Raw genomic sequence first — 22,966 nt, forward strand, 5'->3', positions numbered from 1 at the left:
GGAAGTGGCTCTGGAAATGGAGGCAATGGTGGCGACGCTGGTAAAGGTGGGGAAGGTGGTAAAGGTGGGAAATCGGGTTCAAACGGCGGGCATGATGGACAAAGGGGTAAGGATGGATAACTATTAATTTCTTAGACCTTGTTTAGTATTTTGTGTAATCGCCACTTCCGATTAAATGTGACCGTCCAGGCGGTCACCAAATTCAATCATAAAACGACTAATCGCAAGATTATTTATATTTTAAATTGAAAGAATGGCAACAAGAAAAGATTACTTTAAAAACATTAAAACCAAAAACAATTATAATATGGCATTATCAAGCCCCGTCTCGGAACTTGATAATCAAAGTAATAAAAACCAGATTGAAATTATTTACTTACATCTAAATTCCATATTTTTTTGAATGCAGGGTATTTCCTACTTATTCTTATGAATCGAGCATCACGTAATATATTCCTTGTTATTTCATTGTAAATATTAAATTGATCCATAGAAATAAATATTTGCTTCAAATGGATCATTCAAATCTATCGGAGGAGTAAAACGTATAAAGTCATCCTTGACAATAATCCTTTGATTTTGATGTAGGTTTCATCCATGTGCCAGCGCTGTCCTGTAGGACGTTTACGCCGATGGAATGCCTTATCCAGTAATGGAGTCAGTCGGATAACCCAGAGATACAGCGTGGAGTGGTCGATCTCAATGCCGCGCCTGCCATCATCTCTTCGAGATTGCGCAGACTCAAAGCATAAGCGAGGTACCTGCTAACACACTGAGCAATGATCTCGATAGGGTAGTGTAACCGTTTGAAGGCTTTTCGAATTAAAGACACGGGCAACTCACTTTGTAAAATCAACATATTACCTGATCTTCCTTTAATGCAACAAAACCGTTCAAAATAGGTTATTTTTAGTGTGTGATTTATATTTTTTTCTTAAATTTTCATAAAAATAACATGTTGTTAATAGTATGTTTAAATAATGTAATTATAATATAACTATACATTTTTCACGATATATTTTTCACTTTTAAATCAATTGGTTGTATAGAGGGTAAATGTTTTCTAAATAAAACATATTGTTGTAAGTTTAGGGTAAATAGATTTTTTATTGCTTACATGAGTAAGTGATAAATATTACCTGTTGTATGCTATTGGTGATAGGAAATAATATGAAAAAGAAACTTTTATTTGAAGTTATTTCAGAGATAGCATCTAAAAATCCTGAAAATATTGCTGTCAATTTTTGTGGTAATACACTGATTTATAGCCAATTAGAACAGCAATCTAGCTTATTAGCACATTATTTATTATCAAAATATCCAATGCATCACAAAGGGAAGATAGCAATCTATATTGAACCTGGCCTGATATTGCCAGTGGCTTTGTTAGCTATTTTGAAAGCCGGTTTTTCATACGTGCCGATTTCCCATTTTTACCCAGTAGAAAGAATGGCAAAAATTTTAGATGATTCTTCTGCTTTTTTGTTACTCTCTACACGGTCGATTATTAATAAAACAGGGCTAGACACGTGGTTTCACTCAGTGCTCGCTTTAGAAGATATTGACTTCTCAGCCCCAACAAATACAGGATGTTTACCGACCGTATTTAGCAATGATTTAGCTTATATTTTATATACCTCTGGATCGACAGGGATACCTAAAGGTGTTGCCATAGAGCACCGTAACTTGAGCTATTATTTAGATTGGTTTAATCAGGATCTTTGGTCTCAAACGCAAGCACTATTACCATTAACGTCTTCGCTTAGTTTTGCTGCTGCGGTAGCACAGTTATATGCACCATTATTGCGTGGGGACACCTTGCATATCCTGCCAGCTGATAGCTTGTATGAGCCTGAAGTTTTATTCAATTGGTATCAGCAGTACTCTAATGGGGCGATTTACTGTGTTCCCACCATCTGGGATGAACTACTGAATTATATAATTAATACGGATAATTCAATGACCTTCCCTAAAGTGGTCTTTCTTTCTGGTGAGCCGGTTTCTTATGATTTAAAAGAACGTACTTTTCACCAGCTCCCTGGCGTAAGAATATTTAATCTCTATGGGCCGACAGAAACAACAGCGAATGGAGCATTCACCGAATTAGAAAAAGCAAAACCGGTTACTCTGGGAAAAGCTTTACGGGGTAGTGAAATTATTATTGTGAATGACGATTTACAATCGGTTCCTGCTGGGCAGAGTGGTGAAATCTGTATCATCGGTGAAGGTGTTGCACGGGGATATGTTAATCTTGAATCTTTGACCAAACAACGCTTTTTCAATTATACAACAGAGAATGTTTTCAGCAGAGGATATCGTACGGGAGATTTAGGAAAAGTTAATTCTCAAGGTGAGATCATCTATTTAGGACGCATTGATCGTCAAATGAAGATTAATGGTGTACGAATTGAACCCGCGGAGATAGAGAAGGTTTTACGTCAATTTCCTAACATTAATAAAGCATTGGTCTGTTTATTGAGTGAAAAAACAGACCAGCCGTATTTGGTCGCATACCTTGTCAGTCAAGAAAAGCATATCTCAATCAGCGAAATTAGACTGTTCTTGCGGAAGAGACTACCGGATGTGATGGTTCCCTCTCACTATCTCTTTATTGAAACTTTACCTAAATTACCCAACGGCAAGCTGGATATTAATCGATTACCATTACCTTGCCCGGTTCGACCAGAGTTGGGATACCCTTGTGTTAAAGCCGTCAACAATTTGCAACAAGATCTAATCGATATTTGGCAGGAGGCATTGGGGTTTCGGGAGCTAGGTATCCATGATAATTTTTTTGATTTAGGGGGGAATTCTTTACAAGCCATTCAGGTGAGACAGATAATTCGGCGTAGATTGCTCCATGATGTTAATTATTCTCTATTTTTTAACAATGCAACTCCCTATTTACTGTCTTATATTATTCCTGATTACCTAAATGATAGAATTACTGATTTTAGTGAAGATGAAATAATAGATGAAGGGGGTTGCTTATTATCTGATGAACAAAATTATTTTTTGATGTTAGATCAAATCAGCCCAGACCCCACATCCTATTATATTAATTTCTATCTCATTATTAATGGACAGCTAAACAACTCAGCAATCGAATGGAGCCTAAAACGTATTTTGGAATGTAACTCAGTGCTACGGAGTCGTTTTGATCTTGATGAGTTTTCTCGTATCGAAGAAAATTATTCTGTAGAGATGATACAAATATTGCAACAGGTTTACACCCGTTCTCTGGATCTAATTGATGAAATGGACATTAAACATTTACTGGATTTTGTTGATTTTCCAAAGGTAGATTTAGAACAGAATATACCTATTTCTTTTAAATTACTTTCTTTGGAAAAACAAAAAAATATATTATTAGTCAGTGTGCATCATGTCGTTTTTGATCATGATTCTATTAATTTGTTTTTTAATCAGTTTATTCATTATATGCGAGCCTATATAGCCGGGGATTTTCATTATAAACTAGGAAATGGAATGCAATATCAGCGATATTGTCAATGGCAAAAAAAAATAAAACCCATACGTTATCAGCAAGAGCAGAAATTTTGGGTGAAGACGATGGAAGATTACCTTCTTGCTGGTGCAGATGCATCTGAATTTAGAACAACTGAAGAGATAAAAGGTGAGAACCATTGGTTTTCCATATCAGTAGAATTAACTTTGGCTCTGACACAATTTGCAAAAAAACAGAAAACTACCCTTTTTATTTGTATGTTGACCGCATTTAACAAGTTACTTAAATGTACCCTTCGTTATAAAAATAGCGCTATTGGTATTCCGGTATCTAATCGGATGCTATATGAAGACATCTCACTATTAGGTTGTTTTGTTAACATGGTGACTTATTATGATGTTGTAAATCCTCACGATAGTTTCAAGACTATGTTGTTACGTTGTCAACAGAAAATGAATACTATCCTAGATAACCAAATGTTTCCTTATAATGAATTAATCAATGAAGTACGCGCTAAAGGATGGAATGAAAAATTACGTTTCCCTGTTTGTTTTAATTACCTATCGTCAATGACTGAAAGAATATATTTAGATAGTTGTGAATACCAAGTCGGCTATATTATGAATAAACAAGCCAGATTCGAACTGACACTTTCGGTCAATGAGGGAAAATCTTTTTCGCTCTGTTTCAACTACGCTAAGAATGTATTTAACATAGATGAAATAAAAGAGTTATCTGAAAAATATCACTCTTTATTATCGGAAATGATATTTGATGAGTAATCGATAAATACTCTCAGAAAATGTGTGTTAAATAGTTAATGTATCTATAGGAAAAGCACATGGCATCTGAAAAAATTATTCACTCTAAGGTCTTACTGCAAACAAATAAGACACCCGATTTAATTGCGCTTAGGTGTGATGAAAATATAATAACGTATCAACAATTAGAACAACGTTCTAATGCATTAGCTGATTATTTAATTAAACATGGTGTAAAATCCGGTGATATTGTTGGTGTTTATATTAATAAAGGAATTGATTTGGTAATCAGTTTGTTAGGAATATTGAAAGCAGGAGGATGTTACTTACCATTAGACCCCTATTATCCTCATGAACGCCTGACATATATGATTAGTCATTCTAAAACAGCATTTATTATTACTGATAATGAACAAATATTAACGTTGCTTCAATGCGACTGTGATTTTATTAATATTAAAACACTCAATTTAACGCTTAATAATCAACTGACACTCCCCAAGGTGAATGATGACCATCTGTGTTATGTCATGTACACATCTGGATCAACAGGAGTCCCTAAAGGTGTGATGGTGAGTCACCGGACTGTTGTTAATTATTTGGAATGGATGCAAAGCGAGTTTATCTTAAAGTATGAAGACGTAGTGCTTAACCAATCTACTTTTAGTTTTGATGTTTCCGTTTGGGAAATTTTCTGGCCATTAATTGCCGGTGCAAGCTGCGCATTAATTACAGAAGAGATTAAATTCGATCCATTTCTAATGGCAAAATTCATTACCCGACACCATGTAACAGTCGCTCAATTTGTTCCTACGGCATTAAGAACAATTGCCGGCGCTAATGTATTGTCAGGCTGCCCATCGCTAAAACATCTATTTGCCGGTGGAGAAGTGCTTGATCAATCCTTAGTTAATGAGTTAACTGAGCAATTTAAGGGGCAGATTCACAATCTATATGGGCCAACTGAAGCAACAATTTTTGCTTGTCACTGGTATTGCCGGGCGGGAGAGAAAGAAAAAACAGTACCGATTGGTAAAGCCATTCCACATGCTCGTACCTATGTTCTGAATGAATATTTTCAACCCGTTGCAGTGGGTGAGTGCGGCGAACTTTATTTAGCCGGAGATATCTTGGCTAAAGGGTATCTCTACGAGGAGTCACTGACCCAAAAATGTTTTGTTAGCGACTCTTTTTCCTGTTGTAGCAACCAAAAAATGTATCGTACGGGGGATTTAGTAAAACAACGCCCTGATAATATATTGGAATTTATAGGCAGAATCGATGATCAGATAAAAATGCGAGGATATCGTATTGAACTGGAAGAAATAGAAAGGCACCTTTTGTCCCACCCCTATATCACTCATGCTGCCGTAGTGATTGGCGATCCCCCAGCAAATAAAAGTTCATCATTATCTGCATATTATGTATTACATCATCAACAATCCGTTAACGTTCAGGATATAAAAAAATATCTATTAAAATTTTTACCTTACTTTATGTTACCTTCTTGTTTTATTGAATTAGATAAAATTCCGGTTCACCCGAATGGAAAAATAGATAAATCAAATTTTAGTTTATATGTGAATGAAAATAATAAGTATTTTGTTGATGAGAACTTAAATACAGGCATTGAGGAAATAATAATTTCAATCTGGAAACCTGTACTGAACAACCGGAATTTTTCGAAGCAGGATAATTTTTTTGATATTGGGGGGAACTCTTTACTCATGTCAAAGGTATATAGGCAAATTAAGAAAAAATTCTCTGTCCCTATTTCAATAATGGATTTATTTCAGTATCCATCAGTACAAATGCTGAGTAGGTATATTTGTGAAAAGCGTGCGGGTATTTTGAGAGAGAAGGAATAATTCATTGTAACTTGATTACGTATAGTGAGATAACAAAATGAAAGATCAAACAAAATTGCGCGAGAAAGATATTGCCATTGTGGGCATGTCAGCTCGTTTTCCGGGTGCTGAAGATGTCACTCTATTTTGGCAAAATTTATTAGACAATATTGAGAGCATTAGTACATTCAGTGAAGAAGAGCTGCGGGCATCTGGCGTAGAAGAGGAAGTGTTAGCCTCAGCAAATTATATACGTCGCCGTGGTATTTTAGGCAATGCTCTGCACTTTGACGCTAATTTTTTTGATATCACCCCCCGAGATGCCGAAATTATGGATCCGCAACATCGGGTCTTTCTAGAATGTTGTTGGCATGCGTTTGAAGATGCAGGTTATGTTCCTGATACTTATGCTGGCAAAGTCGGCGTGTTTGGTGGTACGGGTACTGCATGGCATCTGAATACAGTGCATAAACACCCTGATGTGCTGAAATATACCAGCGGCGCTTCAATCGTCACTAATAACGACAAAGACTACGTCACAACGCGGGTTTCGTACAAACTTAACCTGCAAGGGCCGAGTATTAACGTCCAGACGGCTTGTTCGACATCGATGGTCGCTGTGGTGATGGGCATCAATAGTTTATTGAATAGAGAAAGTGATCTGGTGATTGCAGGGGGCGTTTCTATCGATATACCCGAGCGCAGAGGTTACCCCTATATGCAGGGCGGTATGGAATCGGCTGATGGCCGCTGTTATGCATTTGACTCTCGGGCGAATGGCACTGTATTTAGCCGAGGTGCCGGGGTCGTTGTGTTGAAACGACTAAAAGATGCAGTAAATGATGGTGATCATATTTATGCAGTGCTGAAAGGCGGCGCAATTAATAACGACGGAAATACGAAAGTCGGCTATACCGCACCCAGTATCCAAGGGCAGATCGCAGTGGCTAAACAAGCGATTATTAACGCGCAGATAGAACCGGTAACCATCAGTTTTGTGGAAGCTCATGGCACGGCAACGACATTGGGAGACCCAATAGAATTTACTTCATTGAGCCAAACTTTTCGGGAATTCACAGATAAAACTCAGTTTTGTCGTATGGGGTCAGTTAAGACCAATATTGGCCACACTGATGCCGCTTCTGGCATAGCCAGTTTGATTAAGGCTTCTCTTGCTCTGGAAAATGGGAAGCTACCCGCTTCATTACATTATATGTCACCGAATCCCCACATTGACTTCAAGACTAGCCCGTTTGTGATGAATACTAAGCTGCATATACTGGAAGCATCTGATATACCTCATCGTGCTTTAGTGAATTCATTCGGTGTGGGGGGAACGAATGCCTGCGTGATTCTTGAAAGCGCACCTGACACAATTCCTAGTGATCCGTATGAAGGCCTGATAATGCTGCCTTTCTCTGCCAAAAGTACCGCTGCACTGGAAATGATGAAGCAGCGTATGTGTGATTATCTGAAAAATCACGAAGAGATTAATTTATCTGATGTCGCTTATACCTTACAAATTGGCCGTAAACACTTTTCTCACAGCACAGTACTGATAGGAAATAATCGTGATAAATTATTGGAGAAACTTGAACAACCCTCCCCGATAATTCACTTACCAGAAAAATCGTCTAAGTCCGTGGTATTTATGTTCCCGGGACAAGGTAATCAATATATCAATATGGCCCATGATCTTTATATTACCTACAGTGTGTTTAGGGAAATCATGGATTATTGTTGTCAATATCTGGAGCCAATTCTTGGGCTTAATCTACAATCCATTATTTTCCAAGAAGAAAACAGTTCTGAAAAAGAACGTATCAATGAAACTCAATTTACTCAACCTGCATTGTTCGTTGTGGAATATAGTCTGGCGCAATTATGGCTCTCTTGGGGCATAAAACCAGATGTAATGATTGGTCACAGTGTCGGAGAATATGTTGCTGCCTGTATTTCTGGCGTGTTCTCACTGGAAGATGCCTTAAAGGCAGTCGCATTAAGGGGGAAACTTGTACAAGGGTTACCGACAGGCAGCATGTTGGCAGTACTGATGGATGAGAAGGCTCTGAGTGCCCAAATCCAAGGCTACAAATTGGAAATTGCCGCCGTCAATTATCCTGGCCTGTGTGTCGTGGCAGGAGAGACAGACGAAGCCATACGTTTCCAAAAGCAGTTGGCAGATAACAATATCTTTTGCAAACCATTGGACACTTCACATGGCTTCCATTCTTATATGATGGAACCCATACTCCCTGCGTTCAAAGAAATCATTGATAATATTGATTTACATTCACCACGCATTCCATTTATTTCGACGGTAACTGGCGAATGGATGACGGATTCATTAGCTAAAGACAGTAACTACTGGGTCAGACATGTACGTAATCCTGTATTGTTCTCCCATGCGTTCAATACACTGATAACTAAAGACGATCAGGATTTTATTTTTCTTGAAGTCGGCCCTGGTCGTTCTCTGGAATCAGCGGCCAGGCAACATATCAAATCACAGAGTGGCGTTTTCATTTATGCTTCGCTACCCATTGCAAAAGATATTGCGATGACTGGGGAGTCCTTGCTCATGGCATTAGGTAATTTATGGGCTTGTGGTATTGCCGTTGCTTGGGAGGGTTTTTACACCGGAAAACGCCGTTTACGTCTGCCTCTGCCGGGTTATCCTTTTGAACGCAAGGAGTTCAAATTACCTGACATTAACCATAACCAGAATGGCGCTGGCGCATACGATACCCAGTCAGTTAATGCCCGTAAACGTAAGAAAGCCGATATTGGTGATTGGTTCTATATCCCAAGGTGGAAGCAAACTATTCCTGCCAAATTTATGGAAAGTCAATTTATTAATCCTGAGACGGAATGCTGGTTACTGTTTGTCGACGAAATGGGGGTTGCTGAACGTATTCAACGGCAATTAACAAATTCTGGGCATAAGGTGCTGACTGTTTGTCAGGGGCATCAATACCAAGAAAACCACGACTCAGGAAGCTATGTTATTTCACCAGAAACTCAAGGGGATTATATTCTTCTTTTACAAAGCATTAAGGCGCAAGGTTTACGGCCAACCCGTATTGTTAATCTATGGAACCTATCACCAGAGATAGTAGAACCCCAGTTTCTGGATTATTGTGATTCATTATATATAAATACCTTTTACAGCCCGCTTTACCTACAGCAAGCATTAATCAGTGAAAATTTGTTGGAAAATTTACATTTACTGTTTGTAACAAACAATATTTTCAGTATTGCTGATGAAAAGCTCTATTCACCGGAAAAAGCCTTGCTTATTGGGCCTGCCAGAGTGCTTTATCATGAATATTCTGAAGTACAGTGTCATCTGATAGATATAGATGTATTCAGTCATATATCGCTAGAGAATATTGCCCAATACCTGATTGCAGAAAGTCATATCTTAACTCATGGTAGTCTTGTGGCTTACCGAGGTTGTCATCGCTGGGAAGAGGATTATCAGGCAATCCACTTAACGCAACATAATGCCGATCAGATAATCACACTGAAAGATGATGGCGTGTATCTTATTACAGGAGGTTTAGGGGGATTGGGGGCATTAGTGGCGGGTTATTTGTCTGAAATTAGCAACGCGACATTGATCCTGACTTATTTAACGGGCTTACCAGCCAGAAATGAATGGCAATCCTGGCTGCAATCGCACCCGATTGACGATCCAACCAGTAAGAAGATTGCTGCGATCTTATATTTGGAAGATAACGGTAATCAAGTGCACCTTGCTCAGGTTGATATTTGTGATTACAGCGGTATGCGTGATCTGTTGTCACAATTTTCACAAATTGATGGTGTATTTCATACAGCGGGTATTGCCGGTGGCGGAATTATCCCACTGAAAGATAAGGCAGATTGTGCCCGCGTGTTGAACCCTAAGGTGTCTGGCAGTTTAATCTTGCATGAGCTTCTGAAAGATAAACAGCCTGATTTCTTTATTATGTTTTCCTCTATTACTTCCATTGCTGGTGATGCTGGCCGTATCGATTATTGTTCTGGAAATGCATTTATGGATGCCTTTGCTCACTACCGTAACCAGTATCATAAAGGTCGTACCGTTTCCATTAATTGGGGGAGATGGGGAGATGTGGGAATGGCAGTGAATTGGAGCAATCAGAAAAAAGACCGTAAAGATACAATACAAGAAGCAGTCAACAGCGAGCTATTGGCATTAGTGAAACGTGAAGGGTTGCAAGAAATCTACAGGGTTAACCTTACCGTAGAAGATTGGGTGATTAACGAACACCGATTAGTACAGCAGCCTACATTGGTGGGAACAACTGTCCTGTCCTTACTGCACGATTGGATAACCCACTGCAAATCGGGCGAAAGTTTGCAGGTAAAAAGCCTGTTTCTGACACAGCCACTTATTTACCACAATGGTTGGCCACGATTAGTAAACCTCTTTGTCATATTTGAAAATAATAGCTATAAATTCAGCCTGAAAAGCCGGGGTATATTAGATAAACAGTGGCAAGAACATGCATTGGGCGTGATCGGTTTAAGTGACCCTATTTCTGATCAGGCAGCAGAGTCATTGGATACCATACGCACTCGCTGTACAACCAAAATTCCATTCTATCCATTAAAAGCCTATTTAGATACGGTTGGACTCCTTTGTTTAAGTCATCGTTGGAATAACCATCAGGAAATGTTTCAGGGAGATAATAATGAATGGTTAATACACATAGTTCTCGATCCTGCATATTCGGGTGATTTTACACGTTATCAATATCACCCGGCTATCATCGATGCTGCATCGATTCGCGGCATAATCAACGTCACCAAAGATGAGTTTCTGCCTATCAGTTACGGCAACGTAACCTACTACTCCCCATTAAGTCCGGATTGCTATGCGCATGTTAAATTGAAAGGGGCTTATCAACCTCAAGATCCCTCTATTGTCATGGATATTATTTTCTTCTCAACAGAGGGTAGTCCGTTGTTGAAGCTGGAAAAGTATACGCTTATCAAACTATCTCCAGATAATTTGTCGGTAGAGTCTGGTTATGTGTTGACCAATAAGGAAGATACTTTACCCGTAAAAGTTAATCTGGCAGATAAAGATATCCTGTTTTATGAAGGGCTTGATGCGTTAAAACGCCAGTTTTTACATCTGGAATTTGGTCAGTTGGTTGTGGTAACCAGTGATCTTCATCAGCTGATTGATGAGTCAGTCCCAGAGCATAACGATAATATTGTTGAAACGCTAAGTGAGACAGAAAGGAATATACATACTAGGCCTGCGTTATCAGTGGAGTGTGTGGAGCCGGAAAATGATATTGAAAGAGAAATTGTTAAGATTTGGCAATTGACTCTCGGTATTTATGGAATCGGTGTCGATGATAATTTCACTGAGCTTGGCGGTAATTCTCTGTTAGCGGTACAAATTATATCGGCAGTGTCTAATGCCTTCGAAATCGATATTCGTGTTGATCTTTTCTATCAAGATCAAACTGTAAGAGGTTTATCAGAACTGATAATTTCTGAATTGGAAGAGTTATTACGGGATAAATAAATCGGTTCAGGCTACCACCAGTGTATATCTAATGGAAAAGTCAATCTGGTACAGACATTTAATCAGACAGGGGCGGATAGGAGTATGGCTAATATCAAGCACACCGAACTAAAGTCATTGAAATTAGATGAATTAAAAAGATTGGTCAGACAGAAAAAGATAAAAGATAATTCAATTCCAAAGGAAACCATTAAGAAAAATACGGATCCGGACAGAAAGTATTTTCCTGTGACCAGTGCCCAAAAAAATATTTGGATGCTTAACCAATATCTTGATGATAAAAAAGTTTATAGCCTTCCGTTAGCCATTACATGTCAACTTAAATATGAGATAGATCTGCGGTTAGTTAAGCAGGCACTCACGTATTTAGCTCAAAAGCATGATATTTTGCGTACAACTTTCCATCTGACAGGAAAGGAACTATGTCAATATGTCTCTGATGATGCTGTATTTGATTTTCGTTATGATGACATCACCTATTTGCCGGAAAGAGATAAAAAACGACAAGTAGAAGCAATGGCTAAAGCAGAAGGAAATAGGTGCTTTGATTTAGCCGGTGGCCCTTTAGCCTATTTGTATATTGTTAAAACTAATAGTCATGAATACGTATTTTTACTGAGCTTCCACCATATTATTGCTGATGGTTGGACAGTGGGTCTGTTTTTAAAAGAGTTTATAGAAACGTATTTAAGTCTGCTTAGCGGAGAAATAACACTGAAGGTAGAAGAAAATCTACAGTTCTCAGATTATGCTCTGGCTGAAGATCAATGGCATGCTGAAGGAAAATATCAACAAGGGCTGGAATACTGGGCTAAAAAGCTGGGTAATGTGCAAGGCATACTGAATATTGCAACTGATCGACCTCGTCCCTCCAAAATGAATACGGCGGGGAGGATAATGAGTCTGTTTTTTGATGGTGACTTTTGCCAACGTTTGCAAACTTGTGCAGTACAGAATAACGCCACTCAGTTCCACGTTATTCTGGCCGCTTATGAGATTTTGCTGCACAAATATAGCGGGCAACAGGAAATCATTATTGGTATTCCTTTCGCTAATCGTAATCAATCTGTCACACAAAACATAATGGGGTTGTTCATGAATACCTTACCATTGTGTTTCAGAATAGATCCAGAAATCACATTATCTACTTTAGTTCAAATCACCGCTAAAGAGTGTGAGCAGTCGATGGTTTATCAGGATATTCCGTTCAACCACATTTTGGATAAAATTGCTTACGTACGTAATCCTCAAGTTAATCCGATATTTCAGGCAATCCTAACCTATCAGATATTCCCGCATTACCAAGCAACCTCTTTATTTAAATACCAACCACTGAAAATTGATTACGGCGTGGCAAAGCTAGATTTAAACCTATGGGTAGAAAAAGAACGCGACGGTTTGTTGTTTACCATGAACTATAGTACGGCGCTGTTCAACGGTGACACTATCCAACGTATGCTGGCAGATTTACGCACTATCCTTGACGCTTTTATAGGGCACCCCAAGTTGGCAGTACGAGAGTTGTCGCTATTAAGCCACACGGAACGCACAAGTATATTGGCTGGTTGTCACCCTACACCTGATATTTCACCCGCCGCGGTACACCAACAGTTTGAGCAGCAAGCATGCTTAATTCCCAATGCAATAGCGGTGCGTTGTGCCGGCCGTACACTCAGCTATAAACAACTCAATCAGCAAGCGAACCGTTTGGCACATTATTTATTGGCAAAGGGTTTATCTTGTGGAGAACGCGTAGCGTTATTAATGGCAAAAAGTGAAGATTGTGTCATGGCTTTGTTGGCGGTGTTGAAAGCGGGAGGATGTTATGTGCCTGTTGATATTAATCTTCCACAGCAGCAGGTCGATTTTATCCTGACTAATGCCTCTGTACGCTATATTTTGGTTGAAAGTGAAGAATTAATTACAAATATATCGTGTATCAACGTTAATCAAAAATTTAATGGCATGCCAGAAAGTAATCCGCGGCTAGAGCAATCAATGGATGATCGCCCGGCCTATATCATTTATACCTCTGGTAGTAGCGGCAAACCTAAAGGTGTCCAAGTTAACCATTCCCATTTAAGTCACTACTGTCAGGCAATCACTCCTGTTCTTGATCAACAGCCAGGAGCCCGGTATGGCATGTTTTCATCCTTTACTACCGATTTAGCACATACGATGTTGTTTCCTGCCCTGATTAACCAAGGGCAATTAGAAGTCATTCATTCACAACATCTCAGTAATCCACAGGAACTGTTTGATTATTTGGCGACATCGCCATTGGACTGTATGAAGGTGACACCAACACATCTGGCCGCATTATTGGGAACACCTGAAGCAAGTAAACTGATACCGAAAAATTTGCTGGTATTGGGCGGGGAAAAAGTGCCCGTGTCGTTGATTCAACATATTCGTGAATTCAATGCGAATTGCCGTATCGTCAATCATTATGGTCCGACTGAATGCACAGTTGGAGTGACGACATATAACGTACCCGCTGAACTTGATAGATTACACAGTGACTATCTTCCTATCGGCGTGCCATTGAAGGATAGCCATGTCCTTGTGTTAGATACCAGTCAAAAACTTGTACCTGCTAAATTACCCGGTGAAATTTATATTGGCGGTGCGCATTTGGCGGCCGGATACATTGATGGTACAGAAAAAAATCGCGATTGCTTTATCCCACATCCTTATCTTGCTGGTGAGCGCCTCTATCGTAGCGGTGACAAAGGACGTTTGTTGCCAGACGGAAACATTGAATTTTTGGGACGTATCGACCGCCAAGTCAAAGTTCGTGGGTATCGTGTTGAATTAACCGTCATTGAAGATGTGTTACGGCAGTTTCCTGAGGTGACTAATGCCGCCGTAATCCAATGTCAGTCGCCTACAGGAGCAACATCGCTGGTGGCTTATCTGTGCGGAGTAGGGGAAAGATATCAAGCTACAGTGCAATCTGAGTTACAAAAAAAACTACCCCATTATATGCAACCAGAACAGTGGATCTGGTTGGAATCTCTGCCGCTTACTTCTGGCGGAAAAATCAATTATACCGCATTACCCCTTCTGAGACCCGATACTCGCCAGTGTACACAAGAGCCAAAAAGTGAAACAGAACATCGACTACATGATATTTATTGTGCGGTGCTCGAATGTAACAAGGTTGATACCCAGAAAAGTTTTTTCAGCCTTGGGGGGAATTCTATTAATGCATTACAACTGATTATTGAAGTAAATCACCAATTTGGTTCTTCTTTATCACTAGGGCAACTATTTGAAAACAGCAATATTAGCCAACTGGCAGCTTTATTAGAACAGACGGCTCCCTCGATGGCTTCGCCATTAGTGATGTTTAATTATGGTCTTCCAGACAATAAACCAACCTTGCTGATGATCCACCCGGCAGGGGGTAATATTTTGTGTTATCACCCATTAGTGCGGGAAATGGGGGCTGATTATCCGGCCTATGGTCTACAGGTAGCAAACTTTAGTCAGGATGCCCCTTATAACCATGATATCAAATCACTGGCCGAATTTTATCTGACTCAATCTGGAAGTCTTATCCAGCGAACAAGATTGGTATTAGGGGGATGGTCACTTGGAGCCACGATCGCTTTTGAAATGGCTCAGCAGTTAGTTCAGAAAACAGGGGTAGCGCCTACGGTGCTGGTACTGGATCAACCCGCACCTCAAGTAAACATTGATAATTCAGTTCAAATGAATAAAGACGAGAGATTGGTGCGTTTTGTACGTAAGGTGGAGCTGTTTCTCGGTACGTCACTTAATATTTCCTGTTCAGTGTTAGCGGAAATGTCAGAGGTACAAAGATCAGAACTATTCCTGGCAGAATTCAAACGGGTTCATTTAGTGCCAGATAATATCAGCAACAGGGAATTCCAGTATTTCTTAGTCATTCTGCGTGCACATATTCATGCTACAGATCAATACCAAGGGAAAATCTACCCTGGAAAAATTTTGGTAGTAGAAGCAGAAGAAACGCTACCCGGACGCATAAAACTGGATGAGTCAGGGTTAGGCTGGCAACCATTGTCTTATGATCGTTTAAAAATCATCAATGCGATGGGCAATCATGTTTCCATGATGCAAGAGCCCTATATCACTCATATTGCTAACCAGCTTCGGGAAGTTCTTCCATGAGGAGTGACGTTATAACAATGGGGTCAGAACGATCTCAACTGACTCGCCGTCAATGGTGTGCTATTGCTGGTGGGTTAATGGGTGGTTTTATGGCTATTTTGGGTCAGCGGATAGCGAGGTAAGCTGAAATTATGGCTTTTAACGATCTGTTTTTAATCATGGGAGGAATAATGCTGATGACAATTTTTTGGTATTATTTTCCAATCATGATTTTTACTTATATTTAACCAGGAAGAAATCATAATGAATCAACAAAAACCAATGACTATTTGGCATTACTTATTATCACGTGATGCGCTAATGACTATTATTATCCCCATTGTACTTTACAACATCATATTTTGGATAATGGGTGCAGGTATTGCTGTGTTGATGGTTGCGCTTTATTCGGGGGGCGTGCAGTTGTTTAGCAGACGGAGAGGATCTTTAGCTATTATCGCCCTAATTATAGTCTCAGGGGTGAGTCACTACCTTTACCTTCATGGATATACTTTGTTTAACATTAGTAAAGAAAATGTCTTTTTATCTATCAGTGGTGCTCTTTCTGTCGTGGTGGTATTCAGCTTTTATTCCTTCATGGGGCAACCCGTTATACAAACAATGGCTGAACAAGCTATGCCGAGACTGAAGAATATTCCTGCTTATGGTACAGCGTTGTATACCAGAGTTTGGCATGAAGTTTCCATAGTCTGGATGTTGGTTTTTTTATTGAAAGCTTTCGGAATCTATATGCTTTCACGTCAAAATAGTGTGCCTATTGATACAATTATTTTTATTGGTGGCTGGCCATTAACATTGCTGATGGTAATGTTTAGTTTCCGTTGGCCAAAATATCGTTGGAAATCCAATGCACATAATAAAGCGTAAACAATATTTTTTTGGTACAACTGGATGAGCGTGAATTTATGCTACGGTAACGGTGGATACACGTTGATAGAATTTTTTTGTGAATTTTTACTCATACATAAATGATTAATGACTGACTGTATTTAGAGGATCAGTCACCCTTGTTATACTTTAATAAATCCGGGCACTTTGTTACGGAAATGTCGGCAGTTCCGGCTGACATTCTCCTTAGCGGCGTTTTTCGTTCAATTGCGCCAGAAATCTCAACCGACAAAATTCGCCAGTCGTTTTATATTTTCGTTAATTTCAGTTGGGGTATGGGCGGCATAGCCAAAAAGAATAGCTTTATCAGAAAAAGAATGAATGCAGTAGCGTGATAATGGTTGCGCCCCTAAATTTAATTGCCTGCAATGTGTAATAATCTCTTCTTCATTAAAACCGTCTTTTAACCGACATACCATATGTATGCCTGAGTCAGTTATATTCATATCGAAAACATGGGGAAGGTATCTGTTTATGGCATCAAATAGCGCGGTTTGTCTTTCATAGCATATTTTTCTGACGCGACGTACGTGGCGGGCGTAATGGCCTTCTTGGATGAAATGTGCTAATACCGCCTGTTCCAGATAACCTGAGTGGGTATCACTGTAATATTTCATCATGGTAAACGCATTAATTAATGGCTCAGGAACCACTAAAAATCCGATGCGCAAACCGGGGTACATCATTTTTGAGAATGTGCCTGCGTAAATGACCCGTTGTGTTGTATCCAGTCCTTGTAATGCCTGAATGGGTTTAGAAAAATAGCGGAACTCACTATTATAGTCGTCCTCAAAAATCCATGCATTGTGTTGATTGGCCCAGTCAAGAAGCGCTAGACGCCGTGATAGCGTTAATGTCGTTCCTAACGGAAATTGATGGGAAGGGGAGGTATAAACCAATCTTGCATCAGGATGATTCGCGGCACCATAAGAAACATTCATCCCCTGTTCATCGGAAGGAATAGGGGCAATTTGTGCCCCCATCGCGGTGAATATTGCTCTGGCACTGTCATAGCCGGGGTCATCTAACCAGACTTTATCATCTTGGTGTAATAATACCCGTGCAGTTAAATTTATCGCCTGCTGAGTACCGTTAACAATAATAATTTGCTCTTCTCGACAATTTACGCCACGGGTAGAGTGAACGTAATCGGCTAACACTTTTTTAAGTAATGGGTAACCATCAGGCCGACTAAATTGTTCAATCGTTTTTTTAGAGTGGCGCCATACCCTGCCGGTTAACTGCCCCCATAACTCATGGGGAAACTGATCCACACAACCTACGCCGATATTAAATATGGGGTATTGGTCGGTCGCCAGTTGTGCTTTTTCCCAGAACGGCATCAGCATATTCGTCGTAGCGCTGAGATTTAATGCTGAAGTCACCTTTTTTTCTTGGCACTTATGAGAGCGGTTCGCAATGACCAATTCATCAGGAATTGTGGTCGATACATAGGTTCCTGAACCTTTACGCGCTATCAGATATCCTTCATCGGTCAGGCGGTCAAAACCGGCAATTACGGAGTTGCGTGAAATTGACATCATTTCAGCCAGCGCTCTTGTAGATGGAATTTTGGTATTCTCGGTGAGCCTGCCGTCAAGGATGGCATTTCTTATGGTGTGGTAAACCTGATCTTTGATGTAACCAGCGTCTAAGAGCAAATGCGGAAATTGTGCTTGTAGTTTACGCGCCATCGCAAAGTGGATCCTGAAAAAATAATAAAAGTGTATCTTATTAAGTGCCAAATGGAGTTGTAATATTGCGCCATCATTTCGTCACGATGATTTTTCCCATAAAAATCAAATGAGATGGGTTTTTAATTTAAGGATCTTTATCATGAGCAATAATCTATTACCTGTTACCGTTAAATTTATTTCCCCAGAACACTATCCACAATGGCTGGTTTATTGGCGTGCGTATCAGGAGTTTTATGAGGTTGATTTAACGAAAGATATCACTGCAAAAACATGGGCTCGCTTTTTTGATGCAGAAGAACCTATGTACTGTGCGGTAGCATTAGAAGGCGATAAAATCCTTGGTTTTGTCCATTACCTTTATCACCGTTCGACGTGGGCTGAAACTGATTTTTGTTACCTTGAAGATCTCTTTGTTTCACCGGAGGTCAGAGGGCGTCATGTTGGTAGAAATCTGATTGAATTTGTCCAGCGTGAAGCACAAAAACAAAATTGTGGGCGGTTATACTGGCATACTCAAGAAACCAATCTACGTGGTCAGCGTCTTTACAATTGGGTTGCTGAAAAATCGGGCGTGATTGAATACCGCATGCCATTATAATTGTGCTTTGTTGAATAAATCGAACTTTTGTCGGTTTGTAGGATTAGGGGCTCCATTTTCCGAGCGGATCCCAAATATTCCTATAGGGCGTGTAATGAGCAACTGTCTTTCACTTTAAACCGTGTGGAACGATTCGTCCCGGGGTTTATTTGTTTAAAAGCGGTGCCACTGACACCGCTACAATCTGTACAGAACTTATTATTTCTTGTCTGCTGCGATACGATCACGAACGTGTTGAGCACGCTCCTGTGAAGGCGGGTGTGAATCAAACATGCTGGCTTTACCACTGCCCAGTTTAGCCAGTTTCTCGAAGCTGGTTGCTAAACCTCCAGTGTTGATACTGCGTTTTTTCAGCAGATCATAAGAGAAGTCATCAGCCTGACTTTCCTGATGCTGTGAGAACTGCGAGTTGATCAGTTTTTCACCCAGTGCTGCAAATTGAGAATCGCTCAGCTGTGCTGCTACACCACCGGCTGATGTAGCTGCGGTACGTGCAGCAACTGTAGCATAAGCAATCTGCATTGCTTTACGGGAGTGGCCCAGTGCAACGTGACCCATTTCATGGCCCAGAACGCCTTCGACTTCATTATCGTTCATCATGTTCATTAGGCCGCTGTATACACGCACACAACCGTTAGCCATTGCCCATGCGTTCACGTCATCAGTCAGATAAACTTTATAGTTAACCGGCGTACCGTTAACTTCGCTACCTAATGCTTTGGCGATTTTGTTCAGACGTTTAGTGTATTGGCTGGATGCCGGTGCAGTTTTATTCTGTGCATCCATGTCCTTACATGCTTGGTCAGATAACTGTTTGACATCAGAATCACTTAGCGTCGCCGCCTGGAATAATTGCATTCCGGAGCTAGCCAGCATTCCATGATTAATATTCGTACAACCTGTCAGAATTACAGCAGAAACTGCTACTGCAACAAGAGTTTTAATTTTCATAATGTTGTTTTTCCCGCCATACAAGCAATTTTTTTATTTTAAAAGCATTAAAAGACCGTGGATTCTGCTAAAAATAATAATAGAAATAAACCTAATATTTATGATTATGTGAATTTGATAACATTTTAAACAAAATAATCAAATCATTTACCATTCATAGGGAGACAGCATCATCCCGCTTCGTGATACCCAATAACCTGGTTTTCAACGAGCTGTGAGAACGCTGAGATTCCTCCCAACCCTTCACCTATGATGGCAATACTCTTCATTATTCACCCTTGTTACTCATAATCTTGAGTTCTTAAATTCCGATATTTTATTACATAACAGTTCTACTTCATGAACATAATTGAGGGGAGAAAATGAAATGCGTATTGTTGAGGAAATACATTGCATGTTCAGCCCCATAGCAGACAAAACGCGAGATGTCTGAGTTGATGTGCTACTGCATGCAGAACCCCTAGATACAAAAATCCCATTTATCGATAAAAATTCAGCCAATTGAGCTGAGGGCAAATTGTCGAATGAAACAGAGTGAATATAGTCACTTTTCTCTGCATCCGAAGTATTTACACTAAAAACAATACCCAGTTTGTTTAAACACGAATAAAGTTTTCCTGATAAATCTTTTAAATGAATTTTTATATTTTCTTCATTCTGAGTGTGGTACATGATGGAATCATGTAAAGAACCAATCCCATCCATATTTTCAGTTCCAGAACGGAGACCTTCCTCTTGCCCACCGCCATACATCAGTGGCTCAACAAAGACACCTGCATTCATATAGAGGAACCCAATACCTTTATTGGCACCTATTTTATGCCCTGATGCGAAGAAACAATCAGTATGAGTAAGGAGAGGGAGTGTTACTCCTTTAAAAACCGCCTGTACAGCATCACATACTGTTATTATATTTTTGCTAAAATCCTTAATCCGGCTAAATAATGAGTTCAATGGCTGAATGACTCCAGTTTCATTATTTACGGACATGACACAAACCATCGCCGTCCTCTGATTGAGGAACGCTAAAGCATCTTCAATTTTTATAACACCATTGCTATCTACCGGAATCACTCTGACTTTAAAGCCTAATGATTCCATTTTTTTTGCTGTGTTAAATATTGCAGGATGTTCTATTTCTGAAATAATTATCTCATTTCTTTCTAATCCTCTGCTTATTATATGTTTACAGATCCCCTGAATAATAAAGTTTGCGGATTCAGTAGCCCCTGAGTTAAAAATATAATTGTATGGTTTACCTCCGAATTTATCACATAACAGCATTTTAGTGTCATCAAGGAATTTACGGGCTTGCCTCCCTAACAAATGTGAACTGGATGGATTAGCTATAAATGTTCTTTTTGCAAATCTATGTTCAAGAGGGATTGTTGTTGCAGCATTATCAAGATAGATATATTCGAGTTTCATAATAACACAAGTCCTTTTGAATTTTGGATTTGATTAATCTTATTTAAAAAATCATTAAAATCTTCATTTGTTTTTTTGATGGTATCTTTACATATAATTGATAATTCTTGTTCATCGTAGTTAGAGAGTATCACTTGCAAACAATTTCTTGAGAAATCTTTATCAAGAATATTAGAAGCAATGACTCCTCTTATGACCTTTTCCCCTACAAACGGATCATCTCGCCTTGAATATACAGCTATATGATCATCATCATTGTTATAATGAGATAAAAGTCCACTATATGTAGCAGGACAAAGAACTTTACCTCCGCTTTCATATAAATTGACAAATGGATTTTTCTTGATTTTCAAAAATGGTAAATCCTTTAGCCATGAATCCCTTATTGTGGTATCGTCATTAGCCCACCAGTTACCATTAAAATACTCATTTTCATCTAAATGATTAAATAAAAAGGGTGTGGTGATTGAGAAAATCTCCTTGGCTTTATTTGTGAGAAATAAAGCGCTATATTCAGAGTAAAGTGACTTTCTATAGTCATTTTTACTTTTTTCACTGGATATCCTTGACATCGTTTTTTTTATAATCTTTTTAAACCTTTCATTTCCCTTTGACTGGAGGTTTATTTCAATGTCATGTTCATTAAATCCAGCATCTTCCAACAGTGAAATATACTCTTTTGGAATAAACTGACATTTATCTCCAGATTTGATTTTTTCATATATAGCATATCTTTCTTCATTACCTCCACTTATTCCGGAAAGATCAGAAAGATAGAGGTTCAACGTTGCTTTTTTATTTAATTGTCTAAGGCTGGATACAAGATTTATTCCTGTTCTGAAAGAGAGTAATTCCCCTTCGCTACAATTTCCATTTAAACCGAAACGGTATTTTTTACTTGTTCCAGATATGATGATATGACCGCAGTCAACAACAACACTATTCCTAAGTTTTTCCAGTAAAGGGAATGTTCTTTCCATCTATTAAGTTTCCTTTTTATAAACTAGAGTCAAGTTTAAATATTTTGCATCTGATGAAATTTCTATAAATACCGTATGGGCGTCCCACCATGCCGGCAATGAAAGCAAAGAAAAGAATACTTTTAATCATCTGTTCTAAAGAAGCCCCACTAATCGTAAGATTGGTAATATATAAAGGCATCTCAAATGAAAGATAGGCTAAAGTATCAACCAGGTAAGGTTTTATTCCTTTGTCCTCATTAGAAATTTTGAATTTTTTGAAAATCCAATCTCGCCAAATACCAAAAGGTCTGGCAGTTGTCGTAATGATGAAAAGTCCAATAAAACGGGTATGCAAATGTGTTGAAAAACTCATTTGCGCAAAGCCAAGCTCAATTGGCAAAGAAATAATATAGCAAAAGGTATTTAATGCAAATATATCAGAAAGAAAATTGATTTTTCTTTTATTGTGAGGCTGAGTTGCTTTTGCTTCCATGTTTTTATTCCTCCACTATTTTAAAATACATTAATAAGCTGGTTGTAGTTTTACAAGTGAGGTTATTGGTTACAATCACTGTATTTTTGTAATATTATTAACCCGGCGGCAATCTATGTCGTCACAGATCCAGAGTTTATGCGGCTTGCAGCTACATAAACTC

12 protein-coding genes and 1 pseudogene are annotated in these 22,966 nt (G+C 39.2%); 7 read left to right on the forward strand and 6 right to left on the reverse strand.

Annotated elements, in window-relative coordinates:
* Positions 1-569: 569 nt before the first annotated feature.
* Positions 570-832 (reverse strand): annotated as a pseudogene (locus PSI22_RS17825) (IS66 family transposase); the annotation flags it as partial.
* A 338-nt stretch (positions 833-1,170) separates the two neighbouring features.
* Here PSI22_RS17825 and PSI22_RS17830 point away from each other — a divergent pair.
* The 6 genes from PSI22_RS17830 (at position 1,171) to PSI22_RS17855 (ending at position 16,653) form a co-directional block, all read left to right on the forward strand.
* Positions 1,171-4,251 (forward strand): non-ribosomal peptide synthetase, encoded by a 3,081-nt coding sequence (locus tag PSI22_RS17830; RefSeq protein WP_273580906.1) that lies wholly within the window; start codon positions 1,171-1,173, stop codon positions 4,249-4,251.
* A gap of 59 nt (positions 4,252-4,310) precedes the next feature.
* Positions 4,311-6,098, forward strand: coding sequence for a non-ribosomal peptide synthetase (locus PSI22_RS17835; RefSeq protein ID WP_273580907.1), 1,788 nt, complete (start codon positions 4,311-4,313; stop codon positions 6,096-6,098).
* A gap of 37 nt (positions 6,099-6,135) precedes the next feature.
* A complete protein-coding gene (locus PSI22_RS17840) occupies positions 6,136-11,628 on the forward strand; it encodes a type I polyketide synthase (RefSeq protein WP_273580908.1) in 5,493 nt (1,830 codons plus the stop codon).
* A gap of 84 nt (positions 11,629-11,712) precedes the next feature.
* Complete coding sequence (locus tag PSI22_RS17845; RefSeq protein ID WP_273580909.1) at positions 11,713-15,786, forward strand: non-ribosomal peptide synthetase; 4,074 nt, start codon at positions 11,713-11,715, stop codon at positions 15,784-15,786.
* On the forward strand, positions 15,783-15,908 hold the full coding sequence (locus PSI22_RS17850; protein WP_273580910.1) for a hypothetical protein: 126 nt from the start codon (positions 15,783-15,785) through the stop codon (positions 15,906-15,908). Before PSI22_RS17845 ends, PSI22_RS17850 begins: the two co-directional genes overlap by 4 nt.
* A gap of 121 nt (positions 15,909-16,029) precedes the next feature.
* Entirely contained in the window at positions 16,030-16,653 is a 624-nt protein-coding gene (locus tag PSI22_RS17855) for a hypothetical protein (RefSeq protein ID WP_273580911.1), read from the forward strand.
* A 242-nt stretch (positions 16,654-16,895) separates the two neighbouring features.
* Here PSI22_RS17855 and pdxR read toward each other — a convergent pair whose 3' ends face one another.
* Positions 16,896-18,368, reverse strand: a complete 1,473-nt coding sequence (gene pdxR, locus PSI22_RS17860; RefSeq protein ID WP_273580912.1) for a MocR-like pyridoxine biosynthesis transcription factor PdxR — start codon at positions 18,366-18,368, stop codon at positions 16,896-16,898.
* Positions 18,369-18,510: 142 nt separating this feature from the next.
* Between pdxR and PSI22_RS17865 the strand changes: the two genes are divergently transcribed.
* Positions 18,511-18,969 (forward strand): GNAT family N-acetyltransferase, encoded by a 459-nt coding sequence (locus PSI22_RS17865; protein ID WP_273580913.1) that lies wholly within the window; start codon positions 18,511-18,513, stop codon positions 18,967-18,969.
* A gap of 198 nt (positions 18,970-19,167) precedes the next feature.
* Here PSI22_RS17865 and loiP read toward each other — a convergent pair whose 3' ends face one another.
* The 4 genes from loiP to alaE all read right to left on the reverse strand — a co-directional run bounded on the left by loiP (position 19,168) and on the right by alaE (position 22,803).
* Positions 19,168-19,920: a metalloprotease LoiP gene (gene loiP, locus PSI22_RS17870; RefSeq protein ID WP_273580914.1), complete on the reverse strand. Its 753-nt coding sequence runs from the start codon at positions 19,918-19,920 to the stop codon at positions 19,168-19,170.
* A gap of 285 nt (positions 19,921-20,205) precedes the next feature.
* Complete coding sequence (locus tag PSI22_RS17875) at positions 20,206-21,348, reverse strand: cysteine desulfurase family protein (RefSeq protein WP_273580915.1); 1,143 nt, start codon at positions 21,346-21,348, stop codon at positions 20,206-20,208.
* A complete protein-coding gene (locus PSI22_RS17880) occupies positions 21,345-22,328 on the reverse strand; it encodes a hypothetical protein (RefSeq protein ID WP_273580916.1) in 984 nt (327 codons plus the stop codon). Before PSI22_RS17880 ends, PSI22_RS17875 begins: the two co-directional genes overlap by 4 nt.
* Positions 22,329-22,344: 16 nt before the next feature.
* Entirely contained in the window at positions 22,345-22,803 is a 459-nt protein-coding gene (alaE, locus tag PSI22_RS17885) for an L-alanine exporter AlaE (protein WP_273580917.1), read from the reverse strand.
* Positions 22,804-22,966: the final 163 nt, after the last annotated feature.

It is taken from the genome of Xenorhabdus aichiensis (assembly GCF_028598775.1).
Lineage (GTDB): Bacteria > Pseudomonadota > Gammaproteobacteria > Enterobacterales > Enterobacteriaceae > Xenorhabdus > Xenorhabdus bovienii.

Coding starts and splice junctions, on each gene's coding strand:
- PSI22_RS17840 (WP_273580908.1), top strand. CDS start 6,136: ATGAAAGATCAAACAAAATTGCGCGAGAAAGATATTGCCATTGTGGGC.
- PSI22_RS17850 (WP_273580910.1), top strand. CDS start 15,783: ATGAGGAGTGACGTTATAACAATGGGGTCAGAACGATCTCAACTGACT.
- pdxR (WP_273580912.1), bottom strand. CDS start 18,368: ATGGCGCGTAAACTACAAGCACAATTTCCGCATTTGCTCTTAGACGCT.
- PSI22_RS17855 (WP_273580911.1), top strand. CDS start 16,030: ATGAATCAACAAAAACCAATGACTATTTGGCATTACTTATTATCACGT.
- PSI22_RS17865 (WP_273580913.1), top strand. CDS start 18,511: ATGAGCAATAATCTATTACCTGTTACCGTTAAATTTATTTCCCCAGAA.
- PSI22_RS17830 (WP_273580906.1), top strand. CDS start 1,171: ATGAAAAAGAAACTTTTATTTGAAGTTATTTCAGAGATAGCATCTAAA.
- PSI22_RS17835 (WP_273580907.1), top strand. CDS start 4,311: ATGGCATCTGAAAAAATTATTCACTCTAAGGTCTTACTGCAAACAAAT.
- PSI22_RS17880 (WP_273580916.1), bottom strand. CDS start 22,328: ATGGAAAGAACATTCCCTTTACTGGAAAAACTTAGGAATAGTGTTGTT.
- PSI22_RS17845 (WP_273580909.1), top strand. CDS start 11,713: ATGGCTAATATCAAGCACACCGAACTAAAGTCATTGAAATTAGATGAA.
- PSI22_RS17875 (WP_273580915.1), bottom strand. CDS start 21,348: ATGAAACTCGAATATATCTATCTTGATAATGCTGCAACAACAATCCCT.
- loiP (WP_273580914.1), bottom strand. CDS start 19,920: ATGAAAATTAAAACTCTTGTTGCAGTAGCAGTTTCTGCTGTAATTCTG.
- alaE (WP_273580917.1), bottom strand. CDS start 22,803: ATGGAAGCAAAAGCAACTCAGCCTCACAATAAAAGAAAAATCAATTTT.